18 protein-coding genes are annotated in these 17,553 nt (G+C 63.7%); 6 read left to right on the forward strand and 12 right to left on the reverse strand.

Translation table 11 applies throughout. The annotated features are described in order from the left end of the window. Positions 1-17: 17 nt before the first annotated feature. From AR689_RS18490 to AR689_RS18515, 6 genes are read right to left on the reverse strand one after another with little or no spacing between them, the layout of a single operon-like run. Positions 18-971, reverse strand: a complete 954-nt coding sequence (locus AR689_RS18490; protein WP_231745589.1) for a sugar kinase — start codon at positions 969-971, stop codon at positions 18-20. Further along, positions 968-1,648, reverse strand: coding sequence for a bifunctional 4-hydroxy-2-oxoglutarate aldolase/2-dehydro-3-deoxy-phosphogluconate aldolase (locus AR689_RS18495; protein WP_062073882.1), 681 nt, complete (start codon positions 1,646-1,648; stop codon positions 968-970). Before AR689_RS18495 ends, AR689_RS18490 begins: the two co-directional genes overlap by 4 nt. Beyond that, positions 1,645-2,421, reverse strand: a complete 777-nt coding sequence (locus AR689_RS18500; RefSeq protein ID WP_062072486.1) for an SDR family oxidoreductase — start codon at positions 2,419-2,421, stop codon at positions 1,645-1,647. The genes AR689_RS18495 and AR689_RS18500 overlap by 4 nt, the downstream gene beginning before the upstream one ends. Continuing rightward, positions 2,418-3,482: a zinc-dependent alcohol dehydrogenase gene (locus AR689_RS18505; RefSeq protein WP_062072487.1), complete on the reverse strand. Its 1,065-nt coding sequence runs from the start codon at positions 3,480-3,482 to the stop codon at positions 2,418-2,420. Before AR689_RS18505 ends, AR689_RS18500 begins: the two co-directional genes overlap by 4 nt. Then, positions 3,479-4,495: a C-terminal binding protein gene (locus AR689_RS18510; RefSeq protein ID WP_062072489.1), complete on the reverse strand. Its 1,017-nt coding sequence runs from the start codon at positions 4,493-4,495 to the stop codon at positions 3,479-3,481. The genes AR689_RS18505 and AR689_RS18510 overlap by 4 nt, the downstream gene beginning before the upstream one ends. Continuing rightward, the gene (locus AR689_RS18515) at positions 4,495-5,847 is read right to left on the reverse strand and encodes an MFS transporter (RefSeq protein ID WP_062072491.1); all 1,353 of its coding nucleotides are present in this window, start codon (positions 5,845-5,847) and stop codon (positions 4,495-4,497) included. The genes AR689_RS18510 and AR689_RS18515 overlap by 1 nt, the downstream gene beginning before the upstream one ends. 356 nt (positions 5,848-6,203) lie before the next feature. Here AR689_RS18515 and AR689_RS18520 point away from each other — a divergent pair, with 356 nt between their 5' ends. Then, positions 6,204-6,416: a hypothetical protein gene (locus AR689_RS18520; RefSeq protein WP_062072493.1), complete on the forward strand. Its 213-nt coding sequence runs from the start codon at positions 6,204-6,206 to the stop codon at positions 6,414-6,416. Here AR689_RS18520 and AR689_RS18525 read toward each other — a convergent pair. Together AR689_RS18525 and AR689_RS18530 are read right to left on the reverse strand one after the other, a co-directional pair. Continuing rightward, positions 6,385-8,244 (reverse strand): glycoside hydrolase family 15 protein, encoded by a 1,860-nt coding sequence (locus AR689_RS18525; RefSeq protein ID WP_062073883.1) that lies wholly within the window; start codon positions 8,242-8,244, stop codon positions 6,385-6,387. The genes AR689_RS18520 and AR689_RS18525 overlap by 32 nt on opposite strands. A gap of 99 nt (positions 8,245-8,343) precedes the next feature. Continuing rightward, entirely contained in the window at positions 8,344-9,009 is a 666-nt protein-coding gene (locus tag AR689_RS18530) for a TetR/AcrR family transcriptional regulator (RefSeq protein ID WP_062072495.1), read from the reverse strand. Between the two features lie 150 nt (positions 9,010-9,159). On the opposite strand from AR689_RS18530, the gene AR689_RS18535 reads away from it, so the two are divergent. From AR689_RS18535 to AR689_RS18545, 3 genes are all read left to right on the forward strand, one after another. Further along, on the forward strand, positions 9,160-10,215 hold the full coding sequence (locus AR689_RS18535; protein WP_082698058.1) for an NAD(P)-dependent alcohol dehydrogenase: 1,056 nt from the start codon (positions 9,160-9,162) through the stop codon (positions 10,213-10,215). Between the two features lie 59 nt (positions 10,216-10,274). Continuing rightward, positions 10,275-11,171, forward strand: a complete 897-nt coding sequence (locus AR689_RS18540; RefSeq protein ID WP_062072496.1) for an SDR family oxidoreductase — start codon at positions 10,275-10,277, stop codon at positions 11,169-11,171. A 115-nt stretch (positions 11,172-11,286) separates the two neighbouring features. Further along, entirely contained in the window at positions 11,287-11,517 is a 231-nt protein-coding gene (locus tag AR689_RS18545) for a DUF6458 family protein (protein ID WP_062072498.1), read from the forward strand. 76 nt (positions 11,518-11,593) lie between these two features. Here AR689_RS18545 and AR689_RS18550 read toward each other — a convergent pair whose 3' ends face one another. Continuing rightward, positions 11,594-12,496: a carbon-nitrogen hydrolase family protein gene (locus AR689_RS18550; protein ID WP_062072500.1), complete on the reverse strand. Its 903-nt coding sequence runs from the start codon at positions 12,494-12,496 to the stop codon at positions 11,594-11,596. Beyond that, positions 12,497-14,095 (reverse strand): APC family permease, encoded by a 1,599-nt coding sequence (locus AR689_RS18555; RefSeq protein ID WP_156424640.1) that lies wholly within the window; start codon positions 14,093-14,095, stop codon positions 12,497-12,499. 132 nt (positions 14,096-14,227) lie between these two features. Here AR689_RS18555 and AR689_RS18560 point away from each other — a divergent pair, with 132 nt between their 5' ends. Together AR689_RS18560 and AR689_RS18565 are read left to right on the forward strand one after the other, a co-directional pair. Beyond that, complete coding sequence (locus AR689_RS18560) at positions 14,228-14,872, forward strand: TetR family transcriptional regulator (RefSeq protein ID WP_062072502.1); 645 nt, start codon at positions 14,228-14,230, stop codon at positions 14,870-14,872. Between the two features lie 17 nt (positions 14,873-14,889). After that, the gene (locus tag AR689_RS18565) at positions 14,890-15,174 is read left to right on the forward strand and encodes a hypothetical protein (RefSeq protein ID WP_062072504.1); all 285 of its coding nucleotides are present in this window, start codon (positions 14,890-14,892) and stop codon (positions 15,172-15,174) included. A 45-nt stretch (positions 15,175-15,219) separates the two neighbouring features. On the opposite strand, the gene AR689_RS18570 is transcribed toward AR689_RS18565, so the two are convergent. Beyond that, positions 15,220-15,813, reverse strand: coding sequence for a histidine phosphatase family protein (locus tag AR689_RS18570; RefSeq protein ID WP_062072506.1), 594 nt, complete (start codon positions 15,811-15,813; stop codon positions 15,220-15,222). Between the two features lie 108 nt (positions 15,814-15,921). Continuing rightward, complete coding sequence (locus tag AR689_RS18575) at positions 15,922-17,541, reverse strand: amidohydrolase (RefSeq protein WP_062072507.1); 1,620 nt, start codon at positions 17,539-17,541, stop codon at positions 15,922-15,924. Positions 17,542-17,553: the final 12 nt, after the last annotated feature.

Consider the following 17,553-nt stretch of genomic DNA (forward strand, 5'->3'; position numbering starts at 1 on the left):
AGAGGATCCAGCCCAGGCTACCGGGCCACGGGCTCCGAAGCATCGAGCAGACCCAACTCGTTCCGCCGCGGCATGCCTTCCCAATCGCCGGGTACCAAACAGGCGAAGGCGCCGGTTCGCACTGCGGTGAGCAGCCTGTCTTCCACGGAAGCTCCGGCGAGGAGGTCAGAGATATATCCGGCCACGAACGCGTCACCTGCGCCTACGGTGTCTACAGCGTTGATCCGGACTGCCTCCTGGCGATACGCGGAGCCGTCGATGACGCCGACACAACCCAGCGGACCGTTCTTGATGATTACTTGCTCCGGCCCCAAGGCGGCGATCTTGTGTGCGAGATCGAGGGAATCCGCCCCGTGGCCCACAGCGATTGCGGCTTCGTCGTCGCCGGCAAAAATGATGTCCGCCCGTTCAATAAACTTGCGAAAGACCGGCCCGGCCTTGTCCTCCGTCCACAGTGCAGCGCGGTAGTTGAGGTCGAACGAGACCGTCACCCCGGCTTCGCGCGCCACGGACATAGCGAACATCGCCGCTTCGTAGGCTGACTCAGACAGGCCGGGAGTGATTCCTGTCAGGTGCAGGAGCTTCGCGTTCCGGATGGCATCCACGGGGACATCTTCCGGAGCCAAGCGTGAGCCTGCACTGGCGGATCGGTAGTACCAGACCTTGAGGTGCTCCAAGGTGCGGCGTTCCTTGATCATGAGTCCCGTGGGCGCTTCTGCGTCGCGGATTCCCAGCGTGGTGATGCCCTCCGCGGCTACTTCGCGGAGCACGAGGTCACCGAGGCTGTCTTGGCCTACCCGTCCGAGCCAGGTCACGCTGGTACCCAGCCGTTTCAAGGCGATGGCGAAGTTGGTCTCGGCTCCGCCCATGCCCAGTCCCAGCGAACGTGCATGGGCCAAGGGGCCAGGCGTTTCGGCCTTCATCAGCGCCATGGTTTCGCCCATGGTCACCACGTCCGTGGAGGTAGTCACTTGGCTGCCCTCGTTTCCATGGCGTCCGCCACCAGTCGGCTGAGTTTCTCTGCCCGCGCCGTCAGCTCCGTCAAGCTTCCGCCTGAGAACGCATCGCGCAGCAGCGGCCCGCCGAGGCTGACGGCCAAGGCGCCAGCCGCGATCCACGCCGGAGCGTCGTCGATCCCGATGCCTCCGGACGGGACGATGCGCATGTCCGGAAATGGTCCCCGGAGCTGGCCGATGTACCCGGCGCCCACGGCCGAGGCCGGAAAAAGTTTCACCGCTGTGGCACCGGCGCCCCAGCCCGCCAGCAGTTCAGTGGGCGTCAGTCCGCCCGGGAACACCGGGATGCCACGCTCGACGGCGGCGCTCACCACTGTGGTGACCATCGCCGGCGTGACGAGATAGTCCGCACCGTCGTCGAGGGCTTGCCGTGCTTGGCCCACGGTGGTGATGGTACCGACGCCGATCTCGGCCTCCGTTCCGAATTCAGCCTTGAGCCGTGGCAGTTCCTCGAAGACTCCCTGTGTGCTGAGGGTCAGCTCAATGGACCGGACGCCACCGCGCACCAGTGCATCAATCACCGGGGCGTACTCGCGGGCGTGGTGAGCTCGCATGACCGCCACCACGGGGTTGGCCTGCAGGATCGCCGAAGGGGCCGGGCGTTGGATGTTGCTTGGTTGACTGTCGCTCATCGGGCCAGCCACCCGCCGTCCACCGGAAGAACAACACCATGGACATAATCCGCGGCGGCCGAGGCAAGGAATACCACTGCCCCGGCCAGGTCGTTACCTGTTCCCCAGCGGGCGGCGGGGATCCGACTGGATATCTGCTCATTCCGAACGGAGTCGGCCAACAGGGCTTCATTCATGTCCGTGGCGATGTAGCCAGGGGCCACGGCATTGACGTTCACGCCTTGCGGGGCCCATTCGTTGCAGAGGGCCTTGGTCAGCTGGGCCACCGCACCCTTGGAAGCTGCGTAGGCGGGAACCCGTAACCCGCCCTGGAAGGTCAGGAGGGACGCCAGGTTGATGATTTTGCCCTGTCCGCGCCCAACCATGGCCTTTCCGAAGCCTTGGCAGAGCTGGAACACTGCCCGGGTATTGATGTTCATGACGGCGTCGAAGTCCTCCAGTGGGAACTCGACGGAGTCGTGGCGGATCTGGGTTCCGGCATTGTTCACCAGGATGTCGATCCGGTGCTTTGCCAGCGTTGTTTCGACGGCTGCGGCCACCGATTCCTGGTTCGACAGGTCGATTGCGACAGCCTCGGCGGTGAGGCCTGCCTCTGCCGCGGCACGGGTCAATTCCGGTGCGAGCGGTCCACGCTGTAGCGCAACCACATTGGCGCCAGCCCGGATCAGGCCCAAGGCAATGCCCAAGCCGATACCCCTGGACGCTCCGGTGACGGCCGCCGTCGAGCCTGTCAGGTCAAAAGGCGCACGCAGCGCCAGTGCGATGTCAGTCATGCTTCTTCCTTGCCGAGCTCCGCTGCGGTAGCGGGGCCCACGAATACTTTGAGGACCGCGCCGGCGGTCATGGCCTTGGTGAACGCGGCCAGGGTCTCTTCGAGCGGGAAGACCTCCACCGGGATACGGCCCAGCCCAAGGTCGCCGCCCTCGATCAGGCGGACGGCACGTTCGACGTCGGCCCGTGTGTAGACGCGGACGCCCACCACAGTGTTTTCGGAGAAGGTGAGTGCCTGCAGGTCCACCTCGACGGGCTTCTTATAGACACCCACCAGGACGATGGTGCCCAAAACGCGGACAGCCTTCGGCAGGACCGCGGCCACGGAAGGGTGAGCAGCGGAATCAAAAACGATGTCAGCACCGTCCCCGCCAGTTGCCTCCAGGATGGCCTCGATGGGGTCTGCTCCGGAAGCGACGGTTTCGAAGCCAAGCTCTTCTGCCACCTTGCGGCGATCTTCGGACGGTTCGGAGATCAGCACGCTGCCGGCCCCTTCGTGACGCGCAACAAGTGCCGTGAGGATGCCAATGGGACCGGCGCCGAACACCACCACGCGCTCGCCGCCCCGCAGGCCCGAGCGGGAAACGGCATGCACGGCGACGGCCAGTGGCTCCGCCAGAGCGGCCTCCAGGAGTGGAACTGCTGAGCTGATGGGGATCAACGTTTCGGCTGGCAGGGCAACGTATTCCGCCAGGGATCCCGCGATGTCGATCCCGTAGAGCTTCAGGCTGCGGCACACATGGGTGTCCCCCTGCCTGCAGGGGTGGCAGTTCCCGCAGTGGATCAAGGGCTCAACGATGACCCTGGTGCCCGCTGCCGGACCTTCCGGGGCGGCGATGTCCACGATGCCCGTGATCTCGTGGCCCATTACCACGGGTGCTTCGGCACGGGGGTGGCTGCCGTGGAGGATGGAGAAGTCCGTGCCGCAAATACCGGTTAGCTCCGACCGGACCAAGGCCCAGCCCTCCGGCACCTCGGGGAGCGGCACGGTCCGGTATTTGATGGTGTCCGGGCCGGTCCAGACGGCCGCGCTCATGGTCTTGACCTCAGTTTCGATGCTCATGAAGCCACGCTTCCCATCAGCACTTCATGGTTGAGGATGTTTCGCGGCGTGCGGCCAGCACATACCTCCACTACGTTTTCCACCGTGCGTCGCTTGAGTTCCGCATAGGACTCCTCGCTGTACCAGGCAGCGTGCGGTGTGAGGACCACATTGTCCAGTTCGAGCAACGGACTGGTCCTGGGCAGGGGCTCAACTTCGAAGACGTCCAGGCCTGCAGCATGCAGCCGTCCGTCCTTGAGGGCCGCCGCCACGGCATCCGTATCCACCACTCCGCCGCGGCACGTATTTACCAGCACAGCGCCCGGTTTCACCCTGTCCAGGACATCACCGTTGATCAGATGGTGCGTGTAGTGGTTGAGCGGCACATGGAGGGAGATCACGTCGGCACGGGCAATGAGCTCCTCGAAACTGACCACGGTGATCCCGTCCTCCGTGACAACCCCGGGTGCCAGCAACGGATCGGACCCAATAACCTGGTACCCCAGTCCCTTCGCCTTCCGGCCCGTGGCTGCGCCAATCAAGCCCAACCCCACCACCCCGAACACGCGCTCGCTGATCCGGTGCAACGGTTGAACCGGCTGGAGGGAGTAATCGCCGCGGCGTACACCGCGGTCCAACTGCGCGATCCCGCGCGCCAGGCTGACGGCCAGGGCAATCGCATGGTCGCTGACGTCTTCCGTGCCGTAGTCGGGGACGTTGCAGACGGCCACGCCGCGCGCGGTGGCGGCTCCGACGTCGAGCGTGTCAACCCCGACGCCGTAGCGACCGATCGCTTTCAGGCCTTGCAAAGCGTCCAGAACCTTGGCGGTGATGGGCGCGTACTGGACCACGATCGCGTCTGCGTCGGCGGCGGCAGCGATCACCTCGTCCTCGGTACGACATTGCGCCAGAACCAGTTCGACGCCTGCCTCCCTGGCGACTGCCCGCTCGATGTCGATCGAATGATGATCGCAATCGGTGATGACTATTTTGCTCGGATGGATGGGCGTAACGGGGGTGGTGGGTTGTTGCATTACTTGGCGTCCTCTTCAAGGAGAAGGTCACGGCCGACCGTCTCCGGGGATTTGATGGTGGTGAACAAGCTGATGCCCATCATTGCCATCATGTAGATGGCAACGGGGATCCAGGATCCGCTGAAGGCCGTGACTAAAGCGGAACAGATCAGCGGGGCGACGCCGCCGCCAAACACGGAGGAGAACTCGCGGCCAAGGGCAACGCCGGCATAGCGGTAGCGTGCACCGAAGAGCTCAGGGAAGTACGCGGCCTGGACGCCTACGGATCCCTGCGCGGCAAAGATGAAGCCCAAGACGATGACCAGCGAAATCAGGAACAGATTGCCGGTATTGATCAGCAGGAAGGCCGGGATGGGGAAGATGAACAGGAAAGTGGTCACCACGAGGTACATGGAGCGGCGACCGAACCTGTCCGAGAGGTTGCCAAACACGTAGGCGGACACGCAGGCGAACAGCGCACCAACCAGCAGTACCTTGGGGATGAATGTGGCGTCGATCTTGAGTTGGCTGATGAGGTAGGAGCCAAGGAAGACCTGGAACAGGTAGGAGTGGGCGTTGGCGCCCACGTTCATGAAAAACACACGGGCGAGGTTCTTGCGGCCGTTCTTAACTACATCCGCTACGGGAGTGTCTTTCTTGCCGATCGCTCCTTCCTGCTGAAGTTCTTGGAAAACAGGGGATTCCTTGAGCTTGCGGCGAATGACGTAGGCGGCGATCGTCACGAAGATCGACGAGAAAAAGACCAGTCGCCATCCGTAGGACTCCAGCGCTTCCTTGGGCATCATCTGGACGAGGATCCATACAACTGCGCCGAGAGCGGTTCCGGCCGCTGCCCCGACGAAGACCAGCGAGGCGTACTTGCCGCGCTGGCCCTTGGGGGCGGTTTCCGCGATGAGGACCACACCGCCGGCCTGCTCAGCGCCGGCGCCGAAGCCCTGGAGGAACCTGCAAGCCACCAGGAGTGCCGGGGCCCAGAGCCCGGCTTGCTCGTAAGTGGGCAGCAGTCCGATGGCGAACGTCGCGATGCCCATGAGGAAGAGGGTGGCCACCAGCACCCACTTGCGGCCCAAGCGATCGCCGTACTTGGAGAAGAAGAGTCCTCCCAGGGGCCGGGCGCCGAAGCCAACGGCATAGGCGCCGAAGGCTGCGAGGATGCCGATCGCAGGATCGACGTTGGGGAAGAAGATCGTGTTGAAGATGATCGCGGAGGCCGTTCCGTAGATCACAAAGTCGTACTGCTCCAGGGCGGTTCCGATGAGTCCTGCCCATGCTGCACGGCGGACGTTCTTCACCTCGGACGGGGTGCCGGTACCTGGCCGGCCGGCATTCTGAACAACGCTGTTCTCAGTCAATCTTGTCTCCAAGCGAGTGATGGCTAGAGGTAGTAGCCGTTTGGTGGGGGATATGGTTTTCATAGATTCCGATTATCGGGATGGCATCCCGAAAACCGCTGGAGATAAATGTAGCCCATCTTCACTGGGTTAGAAAGCGATTTCTGAAAAGTAGAAGAGACAAGCCGCGCATCTGGATCCGGGCGCAGAAGGCCACCTGCATTGTTGTGAGGCCCGATTTGCGCCCCAAAAACTCGTATGAGTGTGCAGAGCGGGCCGCGCAGCGGCAGTTTTAGGCGTCGCTGACGAAAGTATGGGTCACGAGGCTGTAGCTGGCGAGGCTATCGCTGATGAACTGGTGATGGGACCATTGACGTATGGGCGAACAAGAGAATGTGCAGCCCGTCGAGGGCGCAGCATCATCAGGCAGCGCAATATCAGAAGATCGGGGAGACCCCACCACGCAGCAGATGCGGACCGTTGGCCAGCGACGACGCGAAGCCGAACGCAAACTGGACCTTCACATGGAGGAAGCGAGCCACAAGGGCGAAGCGGCCGCTACCGAAGACGAGGATCATTCCGAAGCGTAGAACCGCTGGCCCGGCCTGGATGTTTGGGCCTATGGAGCGGCGTGTCACTGCTGTGGGCTTCACCCTGGTGAAGCTGCAGGGCGCTGTGAATCAGCGGGAAATGGCTGAAAGCTTGCGGAGTGTTGCCTAGGTGGCGTTGCGTCCGTGGATCCCACTCCTCGCTGAGCAGCCCCACGTCATTGCGCAGGCTGAGCAGTCGTTCGAAGAGCTGGGTCGCTTCGCCGGCGCGGCCGATTCCCAGCAGCGCATCCACCAGCCAGAACGAACAGGCCAGGAAAACCCCTTCATCGCCCGGAAGTCCGTCATGGCCGGACTGGGTGCGGTACCGGAGGACCAAGCCATCGTCACTGAGTCCTTTCTGGATGGCGTCCACCGTCCCGGCAACCCGCGGATGCCGATGCGGCAGGAAACCAACCCGTGGAATCAGGAGCAGGCTCGCGTCCAATTCCGTACTGCCGTAAGACTGCACAAAGGTGTTGAGTTTCTCGTCGAAGCCCTTGGTCATCACATCTGCGTGGATCTCGCTGCGAAGCGCCGCCCACCTGTCGGCAGGGCCCGGCAACCCGGATGTTCGGACGGCTTTGACCATGCGGTCCGCAGCCACCCACGCCATGACCTTGGAATGGGTGAAGTGTCGCCTCGGTCCGCGCATTTCCCACAGACCGTTATCGGGCTGGTCCCACGCCCCCTCCAGGTACTCCATCAAGGCCACCTGAATGTCCCAGGATGCGTCCACCGTGCTGTCGGGGGAAGCCGCCCGGGTGAGTGAGAGGCCATCCAGTACCTCGCCCCACACGTCCAACTGGAGCTGCGGGGCAGCGGCATTTCCGGTACGCACTGGTTGTGAACCTTCGTAACCGGAGAGCCAGGGAATGTCTGCCTCCGGGAGTCTCCTGGCGCCGTCGAGCCCGTACACAATCTGAAGTTCCGACGGGTCGCCGGCGACAGCGCGCAGCAGCCAATCCCGCCACGCGGCCGCTTCCTCGGTGTAGCCCGCGGCGAGCAGTGACTGCAAGGTCAGGGTGGCGTCGCGCAGCCAGCAATACCGGTAATCCCAGTTGCGTGGTCCGCCCAGTTGCTCGGGCAGGGACGTGGTTGCGGCGGCCACGATGCCACCGGTAGGCGCATACGTCAGGGCTTTGAGAGTGATCAAGGACCGCTCCACAGGCTCCTTGTACTTGCCGGTCATCTCGCTGCGGCCAATCCATTCCAGCCAGAACTTCTCCGTTCCGGACAATGCCCGGGAAGGGTCGATCCGTCGCGGCTCCCGTTCGTGGCTTGGCGCCCATCGCAGCACGAAAGGCACGCGCTCGCCGGCTCTCACCGTGAATTCGCTGTAGGTGCGCTTGTCCCTGCCCTCCAATGTGACAGGGGTGGTGAGGTAGGCCGAGTCGGGGCCGGCCACCGCGCTGATGCCGTGCTCGTTATGCCGCACCCACGGCACCACGCGGCCGTAGTCGAAGCGCAGAACCAATTCCATCTGCATGGTGACCTCGCCGGACAGCCCCTCGACGATCCGCACCAGATCCACGGCGTCGTCACGGACGGGCATGAAATCGATGACCCGGACTGAGCCTCCGTCAACTTCCCATTCTGTTTCCAGGATCAGCGTGTCCTCGCGGTAGTGGCGGCGCGTGCAGTTGCCGCCGTCTGGTGTCCCGGCGGGCGCGAGCAGCCAGCGGCCGGCGTCGGGGTTGTGCAGCAGTGAGGCGAAGCAGGCCGGGGAATCGAAGCGCGGCAGGCACATCCAGTCAATGGAACCGCTGCGCCCCACCAGGGCGGCCGTGTTCAGGTCCCCGATGATGGCATAGTCCTCGATCCTCGCCATGAACAAAACTCCCTCAGTCGGCGTCGTCAGCTATGCCCGAACCGTACCCCGCGGGCCTGAGTGCCTCCAATGAGACTCGCGCGCCCTGCTGGAAGGCATTTATTCGGTGCCGGTTTTCAAGCGCTGGAGGCCGTCCAGGATGAGGTCCAGGCCGAATATGAACTCGTCGCCAAAGTCGTAGCCGGGTTTGAGGACATGCTCGACGGCGATCTCCACCATGCGCGGATACTCACCTGTGGAGAAGCGCTCCAGGATGGGTTTGGTGATTTCCGCCGCGGTGTCCCGGCCCTCGAACGGCAGGGCAGCTTCCTGGACGGCGAATCCGTAGATGTAGCTGTCCAGCAGGGCGTAGGCGTGGGCGGTCAGTTGCACGGAGAAGCCCGCAGCCCGCAAGGTGGCGAGGGTCGCTTCGTGGTGGCGGAGTGTGGCAGGCCCCGGGGCGGAGCGGCTTTCCACCAGCCCCACGGCCCAAGGGTGCCTTTTGAGTGCCGCCCGGACTCCCGTTGCCCGCCTCTGCATCTCTTCGCGCCAATCGCCGTCGGGCATCGGAGGGTCGATTTCGCTGAAGACGATGTCCACGATTCCGTCCAGGATGTCGTCCTTGTTGGCTACGTAGTAGTAGAGCGACATGGGTTTGGTCCCCATGCTGTGGGCAAGCGTACGGATGGTCAAAGCGGCGATTCCGGATTCGTCCGCGAGGGCAACGGCGCACTCCAGGACGCGTTCCCGGCTCAGGGGGAGGCGCTGGGGTGTTGCTGCGGTCACGGGATCTCCCTCGGCTCGGAACGGATTCTAGTACCTCTAGACCTTTAGTACAGTGTACGGTAACGTCATTAGTACACCGTACGAAAATCGCTGAAACTACCCTGCAACCCCGAAAGCACGCCCCGAAAACACACCCTGAAAGGTCCGGCCATGACCACTGGTCAGCAAGCCAAAGAATCACGTCATCACAAGCGGCGGTCCATACCGGGTCCGTTCATGAGGGCCATCGTCCAGGAGGCCTATGGTTCCGCGGACGTCCTGCACGAGGCACAGCTACCGCGCCCGGCCATCGGGGAAAATGACGTGCTGGTGAAGGTTAGGGCCGCCGGGTTGGACCGCGGGACATGGCACATCACCAGCGGCTTACCATATGCGTTGCGCCTGGTCTACGGTTTTCGCGCTCCAAGGCAACCCGTTCCCGGGCTGGACCTCGCCGGGACCGTTGAAGCTGTCGGTTCCAAAGTGACGCGGTTCGTTGCGGGCGACCACGTCTTTGGGTCGGGGAAGGGATCGTTCGCAGAGTACGCCGCTGCCCACGAAAACCACCTTGCCCTCAAGCCCGCGAGCATCAGCTTCGAGCAGGCCGCGGCGGTGCCGGTTTCCGCCTGCACCGCTCTGATCGCGCTGCGTGCCGGCGGTATGGATCCGATGAAGGGCCTAGTGTCGAAAGACCTCAGGGTCCTGATCACCGGCGCCTCCGGAGGTGTGGGCAGCTATGCGGTGCAGCTCGCCAAGGCGGCAGGTGCCCAGGTTACGGGTGTTGCCAGTACCGCCAAGGTGGACTTGGTTCGAGCGCTGGACGCAGACCATGTCATTGACTACACCACACAGGATTTTGCTGATGGCACTGAGCGCTACGACGTCATCATCGACATCGCCGGCAATCCGTCCGTTGCCCGTCTTCGGCGGTCCCTCACCCCCGCCGGCACTGCTGTGATCACCGGCGGCGAGGAAGGCGGCTCGTGGACGGGAAGCCTGGACCGCCAGCTGCGGGCGGTGGCACTCTCCCCCTTCATCAAGCAGCGGCTCACCATGATCGTGGGCGTCCAGACGGCTGGAGACCTGGAATACCTTGCAGGGCTCTTGGAAGAGGGAACCATCAGCCCCGCCATCGACCGCACGTATCCGCTGGCGCAGGTCCCCGAGGCCATGCGCTACTTCGACGCCGGTAACGCCCGCGGGAAGGTGGTCATCATCATGCCCTAGCCCGGAGCTCCCATCGCGTGCTACCACTGACCCTAGGAGCAAACCCCTGAGGAGAAACCGTGGCCGAAGACCTTCCTGTCCTTGTTATTGGTGCCACGGGTTTTCTGGGCGGCCAAGTGGTGGACGAGCTTCTCAAGCGCGGCAAGAAAGTCCGTGCCTTGGTGAGGCCCAAGTCCAACGCCGCCAGACTTGAGGCCAAGGGCGTTGAGATCGCCCGCGGCGACATGCTGGATGCCGCCTCCTTGATCGCCGCGATGACCGGCGTTTCCGCGGCCATCTCCACGGCGGCCGGCTACACGCGCAATGACAAGAACGCCAAGGCAATAGACACGTTTGGCAACAGGAACCTGGCTGTCGCGGCCAAGCACGCTGGAGTGCCGCGCTTTGTGCTGATCAGCATCGTCACCTGCGACCAGACACCCCAGATTCCCCATTTCTGGAACAAAAAGCTGGCCGAGGACACCTTTGAGGAGCTCGGCGTTCCGTTTGTGGCGCTCAGGCCCGGCGCCTTCTTTGACCAGGCGGTGGGGATGGGAGGGGATCCTTTTGCGAAGGGCCGCTTTGTGTGGCTCGGCTCCAAGGATGCCCGGCTTACGTTCGTCCTGGCCAGCGACGTCGCTGCGTACCTTGCGGAAGCGGTGGACGCCGACGTTGTTGATGGTGAGCGCATCGATATTGGGTGGAGCAGGCCCGTGAGCATCCATGAAGCGGCGGAAGTGGCTGGCCGCCGGGCCGGCAGGCAGATCAAGGTGATGTCCATACCCGCCGGCGCCATCGCGGGGCTCGGCAAGGTGACCGCGAAGGTCCTGCCGTTGGTGGGTGATATGGCCAGCATGGTGGCGTGGTTCGAGACCGGAAAATACGTCGCTGACGTCACCCGCCAGGAGCAGGTGTTCGGTCCCGCGCCCACTCCCGAGGACGCTATTGTCCGGGTGGCTGAACGCTACGGACACTAAACCAGCCCTGAATGACACGCTTAACGACTGGCCGAAGACCAAGATCATAAGTATCCTGATGACACAGATTCGGTCGTCAGCCCTGACTGCGCCGAAAAGACACGAGGAGCACGTTATGAGAATCGGTTCTTCCATTGCCCTGATTGCCGTTGGAGCTATTCTGGCCTTCGCGCTCGCCCCCGGACTTATCCCCTTCCTCGACCAGGTCCTGGTGGGCTACATCCTGATGGTGGTCGGCGTGATCGGACTCATCATCTCCATCGCCATGTCCAACCGGACCCGCCGCACGGTGGTTGAACGGCGTACCGCGCCTGAAACGGTTGTTGAGCGGCGCCGGGAGGTCTAGCAGCCGCTATAAACGCAAGAAGCGCACGACGGCGACCATCGCCGTCGTGCGCTTCTTCCGTTAAGGGTTGGACCGCTTAAGCGGACGCGACTCCGCTGTGGTGGCCCGCTGTGCTCGAAGCGCTCCACTCCGGTGACTGGAAGTGCGCACCGCCGAACATGGGGAAGGACAGCAGGCCCTCTTGGTCCCGGAGCTGAGCCCAGGGGCGGTTGATGCCGTGGGTCCCGTAGCGGCGGAGCTGGGTGACGCGGTCAAGATCGAGAACGGCGAACAGGATCTCTTCACCGCCCCGGGCCTGTTGCATGATGGTGCCCTCGGGGTCGACTATGACGCTTTCGCCTACGCCGGCAGGGTCGGCACCATTGACGTTCACCACAAAGACCTGGTTGGCGAAGGCGTTGGCCTGGGACATGACGATCTCCATGGCCCTGTCGCGGGTGGTGGTGAGCGTGGGTTGGATGATGACTTCGGCTCCGAGCCATGCCAGTTGCCTGGCGACCTCGGGGAAGCTGCCGTCGAAGCAGATGGCCAGGCCGATGCGTCCGCAGCCAGGGATGTCGAACGTGACAAAGGAGTCCCCGGGTGTGGTGGTTTCGAACGGACGCCACGGGAAGAGCTTCCGGTAGCGGGCCACAATCTCGCCTTGCGGTGAGACGGCGATGGCCGTGTTGTAGGTGTTTCCGTTGTCTGTTTCCAGCAGTGAGCCGGGCACAAGCCACACGTTCAGCCTGCGGGCGAGCGCCGAGATGCGGTCCGTCAGTGGGCTGGGGATGGGTGCGGCGGAACGGGTTTCGCCTTCCGGGTCCGGAAGCAGGAACTCGCCTGGCGCGGAAAGCAGCAGTTCCGGAACCACGATGACGTCAACGTCAGGCCCGAGCTTCTTGGCCGACTCGGCCTGTGCTTCGAATCGGGCCCACGTGGCTTCGAGGTCATGGGGGACGGGGTTGGTCTGGATTGCTGCGATGGACAGGATGCGCATTTATGCCTCGGTTTCGTTGCTGAGAATTGTTGGAAGGTGGTGGCGGGTGGTGACGTTTCCGCGGGGGATGGTTTCACCGGAGAAGAAGCGGCGCAGTTTGGTCCTCAGGATGGCGGTGACCAGCAAGCCCAAGCACAGCGCACCGATCCCGATCCAGAACACCGAACCGATTCCCAGCCAGGAAAGTCCCGCGTATTCAGGGGACAGCATGTCCACGGCGCTGTACGCGAATGCTCCGATCATCAGGAGTGCGCCGAGGCCAGGGAGGATGCCCTTCAGGATGAGCGCCGATACAGAAGTGCGCATTTGCGGGGCGAAGTACACCACGGAGGCCAGGGCTGTGGCCGCATAGTATGCAGCGATCATCAGGCCCACCGAGAGGATGGCCAGGCCGATGAAGTCCGCGCTGATTGCTGTCAGCCCCAGGGTTATGGCCATGGTGATCATCGCCCACCAGGCAATGGACGTGGTGGGAGTTCCGCGTTTGGGGTGCATCCTGGTGGTCGCTGTGGGGAGGGCCCCGTAAGTGCCCATGCTGAGCCAGGTCCTGGGCGTGCTGACAGCTACTGTCAACAACGCCGCCAACGCGGACAAGCCCACGGCAAGGACGATGATCTGGCCAAACACGCCACCTGTGGCTTGCGGACCGAGGACCGAGAGGACGTCCGAAACGGTCTCGGGATCGGTGATGCTGGCAGTTCCGGCAAATCCGACGGCGGCCGTAGCCGTCACCACGTAGAAGAACAGCAGGATGACGGTGGTGATCACAACAGCCTTGCCGGGTGTGCCTTGACGGTCCGTGGTTTCCTCATTCACCGCGATCAGGGCATCCCATCCCCAGTAGATGAACAGGCAGAGGATGACGCCGGACACGAGCCCGGACACGTCGCCGGAGGCAAAGGGGTTGAACCAGTCCAGGCCCGGCTTTTCTGCGCCTTCTGTGGCGTTACCCGTGGCCATGGCGGTGAAGGCCGCAATGCAGAATCCGCCCAGTGCCACCAGCTGGAGGCCAATCAGGGCGTACTGTACCCAGGCGGAGAGTTCGATTCCCCTCGCCGCGATCCAGGCGCTGAGGACGATCAGCCCACACGCGATGGCAGCTACGGCAAGGGGTTGGGCGGCGATCGATGCCAAGCCAAAGAAGGTCAGCAGATACGTGGTGGCGACTTGAGCCACGGCGGCGCCCGCAATGAAGGTGGCCATCTGTGGCACCCAGCCGCCAAGGAACCACCCGGCAACCGGCCCGAAGACGCGGGTGATCCAGACGAAGACGCCGCCGCAATCGGGCATCTCTTTATTGAGGTCCCTGAATGCCAGGGCGGTGAACAGGATGGGAGCGAAGCCCAGGAGGAATGCTGCAGGGGTGCTCGCTCCAACAGCGAGGACCACGAAGCCGAGCGTCACGGCCAGGCTGTAGGCCGGTGCAACGGCTGCCAGGCCGAGCGCGACGGTGGGGCCGATGCCGATGGATCCGGCTTTCAGGCCTTTGGACGTTGGCTCCCGCGGTCCTGCGGGATGTTGTGGCGTTGGGTCCTTTGGGGTTGGTTTGCGTGGTGCTGTGCCGTTCACGAGCGGGGTGGGGGAAGGGGGATGTGACACGGAGACTCCTCGTTGAATCTGTTATTGGTACCTCACGTCAATATTTGAATGGCATTCAAATTTGAATGCCATTCAATACCGGTCTAGAGTCAATGTCAACAGAAACTTTCAAGAGTCCACGGGGGAGCGGCCATGGCAAAGGTAGACAAGAAGGAAATCCGGCGCCAGGAAATCGTGGCTGCAGCCCAGGCTGTGGCTGCCCGTGACGGTGCGGAGGGCGCCACCCTGCGCGCCATTGCAGCAGAGGCGGGCATGGCCGCCAACGCCGTGCTGTACTACTTCGGCAGCCACGCAGAAATCATCGCCGCCGCCGTTCAAGCTTCCTCCGGCAGGTTCCTTGAAAAGCTCGCCGAATCCGTAGACCCCGGCATGAGTCCGACGGCGCGGCTCGCCGCGGTGATCAGCGCGGGCACCACTGCCGGACTGGACGATGACGTCTCCCGGATTCTCTACGAATACTGGCCCCACATGCTCCGCGATGCCGAGCAGCGCCGGATCCAGGAAGAGCTCACCCACGCCCAGGAACGCGTCTACCGGGACATCATCGACGCCGGAACCCGCGCCGGCGAATTCTCTCCCCTACTGGACCCGGCCAAGATTGCCCGGACCCTGGTTGCCCAGGAAGATGGACTGGTGATGGACGTGCTGGCAGGAAGTGCCAGCAGCGAGTACGTGCTTGACCTGATGGGGAACCTCGCGGCCGCCCTTCTAGGCCTCCAAGCTGAGAACCTGCTCGAGCTCATAGTGGCCCGGGGCGTGTCAGCACCTGCCCGGTAACGGCGTAGGCTGCTGCCATGGAGAAGTCATTCGACATTGAACTGGTCAATCAGAACGAGTACCTGGTGCGATGGGCCTCGGAAGGCCAAACCGGAGAGTCCTTGGTCCACACCAACCCGGATTTCCTGACGGAGGTGGGCCTGGATGGCTTCGATGAGCAGCAGGTAGTTGAAGAAACCACCACGTACCTGGCCGAACACCAGCCCGTGATCGACTTCCCCCAGACCGTTGACCTGGAAGAGATCGCTGCCGCTTACACGGACTACGCGGAGCAACTCAAGGCCCGCCTCGGAGCACGGTAGTCCCGTCTCTGCTGACGGCCCCTGGAGAGGGGCTGGAACGGAAGCTCAGGCCTCGACGTCAGCCGTGACGCGCTCGCCGTTGAAGTACTCCAGCTGCCAGCCGTCAGCCACGTGGTGATGGGCCAGGTTGAGCACTGCGTTCTGCACGCTGTCCAAGGTGCGTCCGATCGCCTGGCTCAGTGTCAGCCGGATCAACGTGCCGTGGGCAACCACCAGGACGCGCTTGCCGGCAAACTCTTCAGCCAGCGATTCCAGGGCCGCAATGCCGCGGTCAGCAGCGGCCTTGTCTGTTTCGGCGCCACGGAATCCACCCGGGATGCGCAGTGCCTCCAATTCGGGTCCCGCCTGGAGTCCTTCGGCAGGGCCGAAGCTGCGCTCCGTGAGTTCAGGTACCAGCCGGGCAACCTTGAGGCCAAGCCCTTCAGCGATGATCTCCGCAGTTTCGGCGGCGCGGCTCAGGGGCGAGGACACCACGGCGTCCCACTGCTGGTCCGACAGGAAGGTGGCGGCGTCGCGCGCCTGGCCGCGGCCGACGTCGTTAAGCGGAATGTCAGTAGCCCCTTGCAACCTGCGCTCCGCGTTCCAATCGGTTTGGCCGTGGCGGACGAGGGCAAAAGTTGTGAGGGTCATGCCATCCATTGTGCCTTGCAGGCGCCCAGCGCCGCAGTTTCCTACGTCACGTAACACCGCCACCGAACGGGGGAAGCGCCCGACGGCGGGAGGTCGCCGTCGGGCGTTCGGCTGCGGTTAGTGCAGATCCGTTGTGTAGACGGTGCGCCCGCCCACCACGGTCCGCAGGACCTTTGCTTTCAGGAGGGCTCCCGGGTCCCCTGCGGCGAAAACGTCGGTGTCCAGGACCACGAAGTCCGCGTACAAGCCCGCGGCAAGCCGTCCTATCTCATGCTCGGCCCCGCACGTCCAGGCGGAATCGCGCGTCGCATGCTCGATGGAATCGGCCAGCGGCAGCGCGAACTCCGGCACGTTGGTTCCGGCGGACGCGTCCAAGGCCGAAGCGCGCGTGGTGGCTACATACATGTTGGGCAGTGGTGCGTGCGGGGAGGTGGGGGAGTCCGTGCCGAAAGCGAGGCGGGCGCCGGCATCCGTGATCCAAGGCCACGCGAATCCGTGCTCCACGCGGTGGTCACCCAATTTGGCGGCCCAGTTCTCGCTGATGGCGGGATCGGCGTGGACCGGCTGCATGCTGGCGGTGATGCCCAACGCGGCGAGGCGATCGACGTCGGCCCTGTCCACCAGCTCAAGATGCTCAATGCGGTGACGGCGTTCGCGGGGGCCGTTCTCCGCAACGGCGTGTTCCACGGCGCCGATCGCGATCCGCACCGATTCGTCGCCAATGGCGTGCATGGCAACCTTCAAACCGGCGGCATCCGCGGCGGCAACCACGGGCGCGAGTTCCTCAAGGCTCCAGATCGGTTCCGCATTCGAACCATCGGCGTACGGCATTCCGAGGGTGGCCGTGCACCCGTCGATGGTGCCGTCAATGATGACTTTGATGCCCACCACGCGCAGGAACGGCGAAACATGGTCGACGGCGAGCGCGGCCGCCCGCTGGACCTGGGCGATGTTTTCCGCCGCCGATCCAGCGTTGTTGACGCGCCAATAGGCGATGAGCCGGCTGGTCAGTGTGCCGTCTTTGTCTGCACGGTTGAAGGCTTCGAGGTCGGTCTCGTTGAATCCCATATCGCAGGCAGTGGTCACGCCGGTCTCGCGGTAAGCCTGTTGGACGGCGGCGATGCTGGCCTCGTGCTCATCCTCGCTCACGTGGGCATCCAGGAAGGGGAGCACGATGTCGTAGAACGCGTTTTCGTCGATGTAACCCGTAGCGTGCCCGTGGGAATCGCGCTTGATGGTGCCGCCGTGCGGATTCTGCGTCTGGTCATCGATCCCGAGTTCAGCCAGCGCCGCAGTGTTCACCCATGCTGAGTGGAAGTCGTAGGCGAAGGCATACACAGGCTTGTCCTGGACTGCGGCATCGAGCATCCCCGCGTCCGGTACACCGCCCGGAATTGCGCCGTGCAGCCAGCCCGTAGCCAGGACCCGGTGGGCATCCGGGCGTTCTGTGGCCCTGGCTTTGATGCGCTGTTGGATCTCTTCCACGGACTTGGCTCCCCAGAGGCTCACGTGGCTGAGGGCTTCTCCAGTGCCGACGACGTGCGCGTGGCCGTCGACGAATCCGGGAACCAGCAAACAGCCCTCAAGGTCAATCCGCTCTGCGTCCGGGCGCAGGCGTTCGGCTGTGTGGGCGTCTCCCACGTAGAGGATGCGCTCACCTTGGACGAGCATGGCCTCAGCCCAGCGGCGGGTATCGGAGGTGAAGATGCGGGCGTTGGTGTAGAGCTGGGTTCTCACGCTGCGGTTTCC

The organism is Arthrobacter sp. EpRS71, assembly GCF_001512285.1.
Lineage (GTDB): Bacteria > Actinomycetota > Actinomycetes > Actinomycetales > Micrococcaceae > Arthrobacter.

Coding starts and splice junctions, on each gene's coding strand:
- AR689_RS18495 (WP_062073882.1), bottom strand. CDS start 1,648: ATGAGCGACAGTCAACCAAGCAACATCCAACGCCCGGCCCCTTCGGCG.
- AR689_RS18500 (WP_062072486.1), bottom strand. CDS start 2,421: ATGACTGACATCGCACTGGCGCTGCGTGCGCCTTTTGACCTGACAGGC.
- AR689_RS18505 (WP_062072487.1), bottom strand. CDS start 3,482: ATGAGCATCGAAACTGAGGTCAAGACCATGAGCGCGGCCGTCTGGACC.
- AR689_RS18510 (WP_062072489.1), bottom strand. CDS start 4,495: ATGCAACAACCCACCACCCCCGTTACGCCCATCCATCCGAGCAAAATA.
- AR689_RS18520 (WP_062072493.1), top strand. CDS start 6,204: ATGGGCGAACAAGAGAATGTGCAGCCCGTCGAGGGCGCAGCATCATCA.
- AR689_RS18525 (WP_062073883.1), bottom strand. CDS start 8,244: ATGGCGAGGATCGAGGACTATGCCATCATCGGGGACCTGAACACGGCC.
- AR689_RS18535 (WP_082698058.1), top strand. CDS start 9,160: ATGACCACTGGTCAGCAAGCCAAAGAATCACGTCATCACAAGCGGCGG.
- AR689_RS18545 (WP_062072498.1), top strand. CDS start 11,287: ATGAGAATCGGTTCTTCCATTGCCCTGATTGCCGTTGGAGCTATTCTG.
- AR689_RS18550 (WP_062072500.1), bottom strand. CDS start 12,496: ATGCGCATCCTGTCCATCGCAGCAATCCAGACCAACCCCGTCCCCCAT.
- AR689_RS18560 (WP_062072502.1), top strand. CDS start 14,228: ATGGCAAAGGTAGACAAGAAGGAAATCCGGCGCCAGGAAATCGTGGCT.
- AR689_RS18565 (WP_062072504.1), top strand. CDS start 14,890: ATGGAGAAGTCATTCGACATTGAACTGGTCAATCAGAACGAGTACCTG.
- AR689_RS18570 (WP_062072506.1), bottom strand. CDS start 15,813: ATGGATGGCATGACCCTCACAACTTTTGCCCTCGTCCGCCACGGCCAA.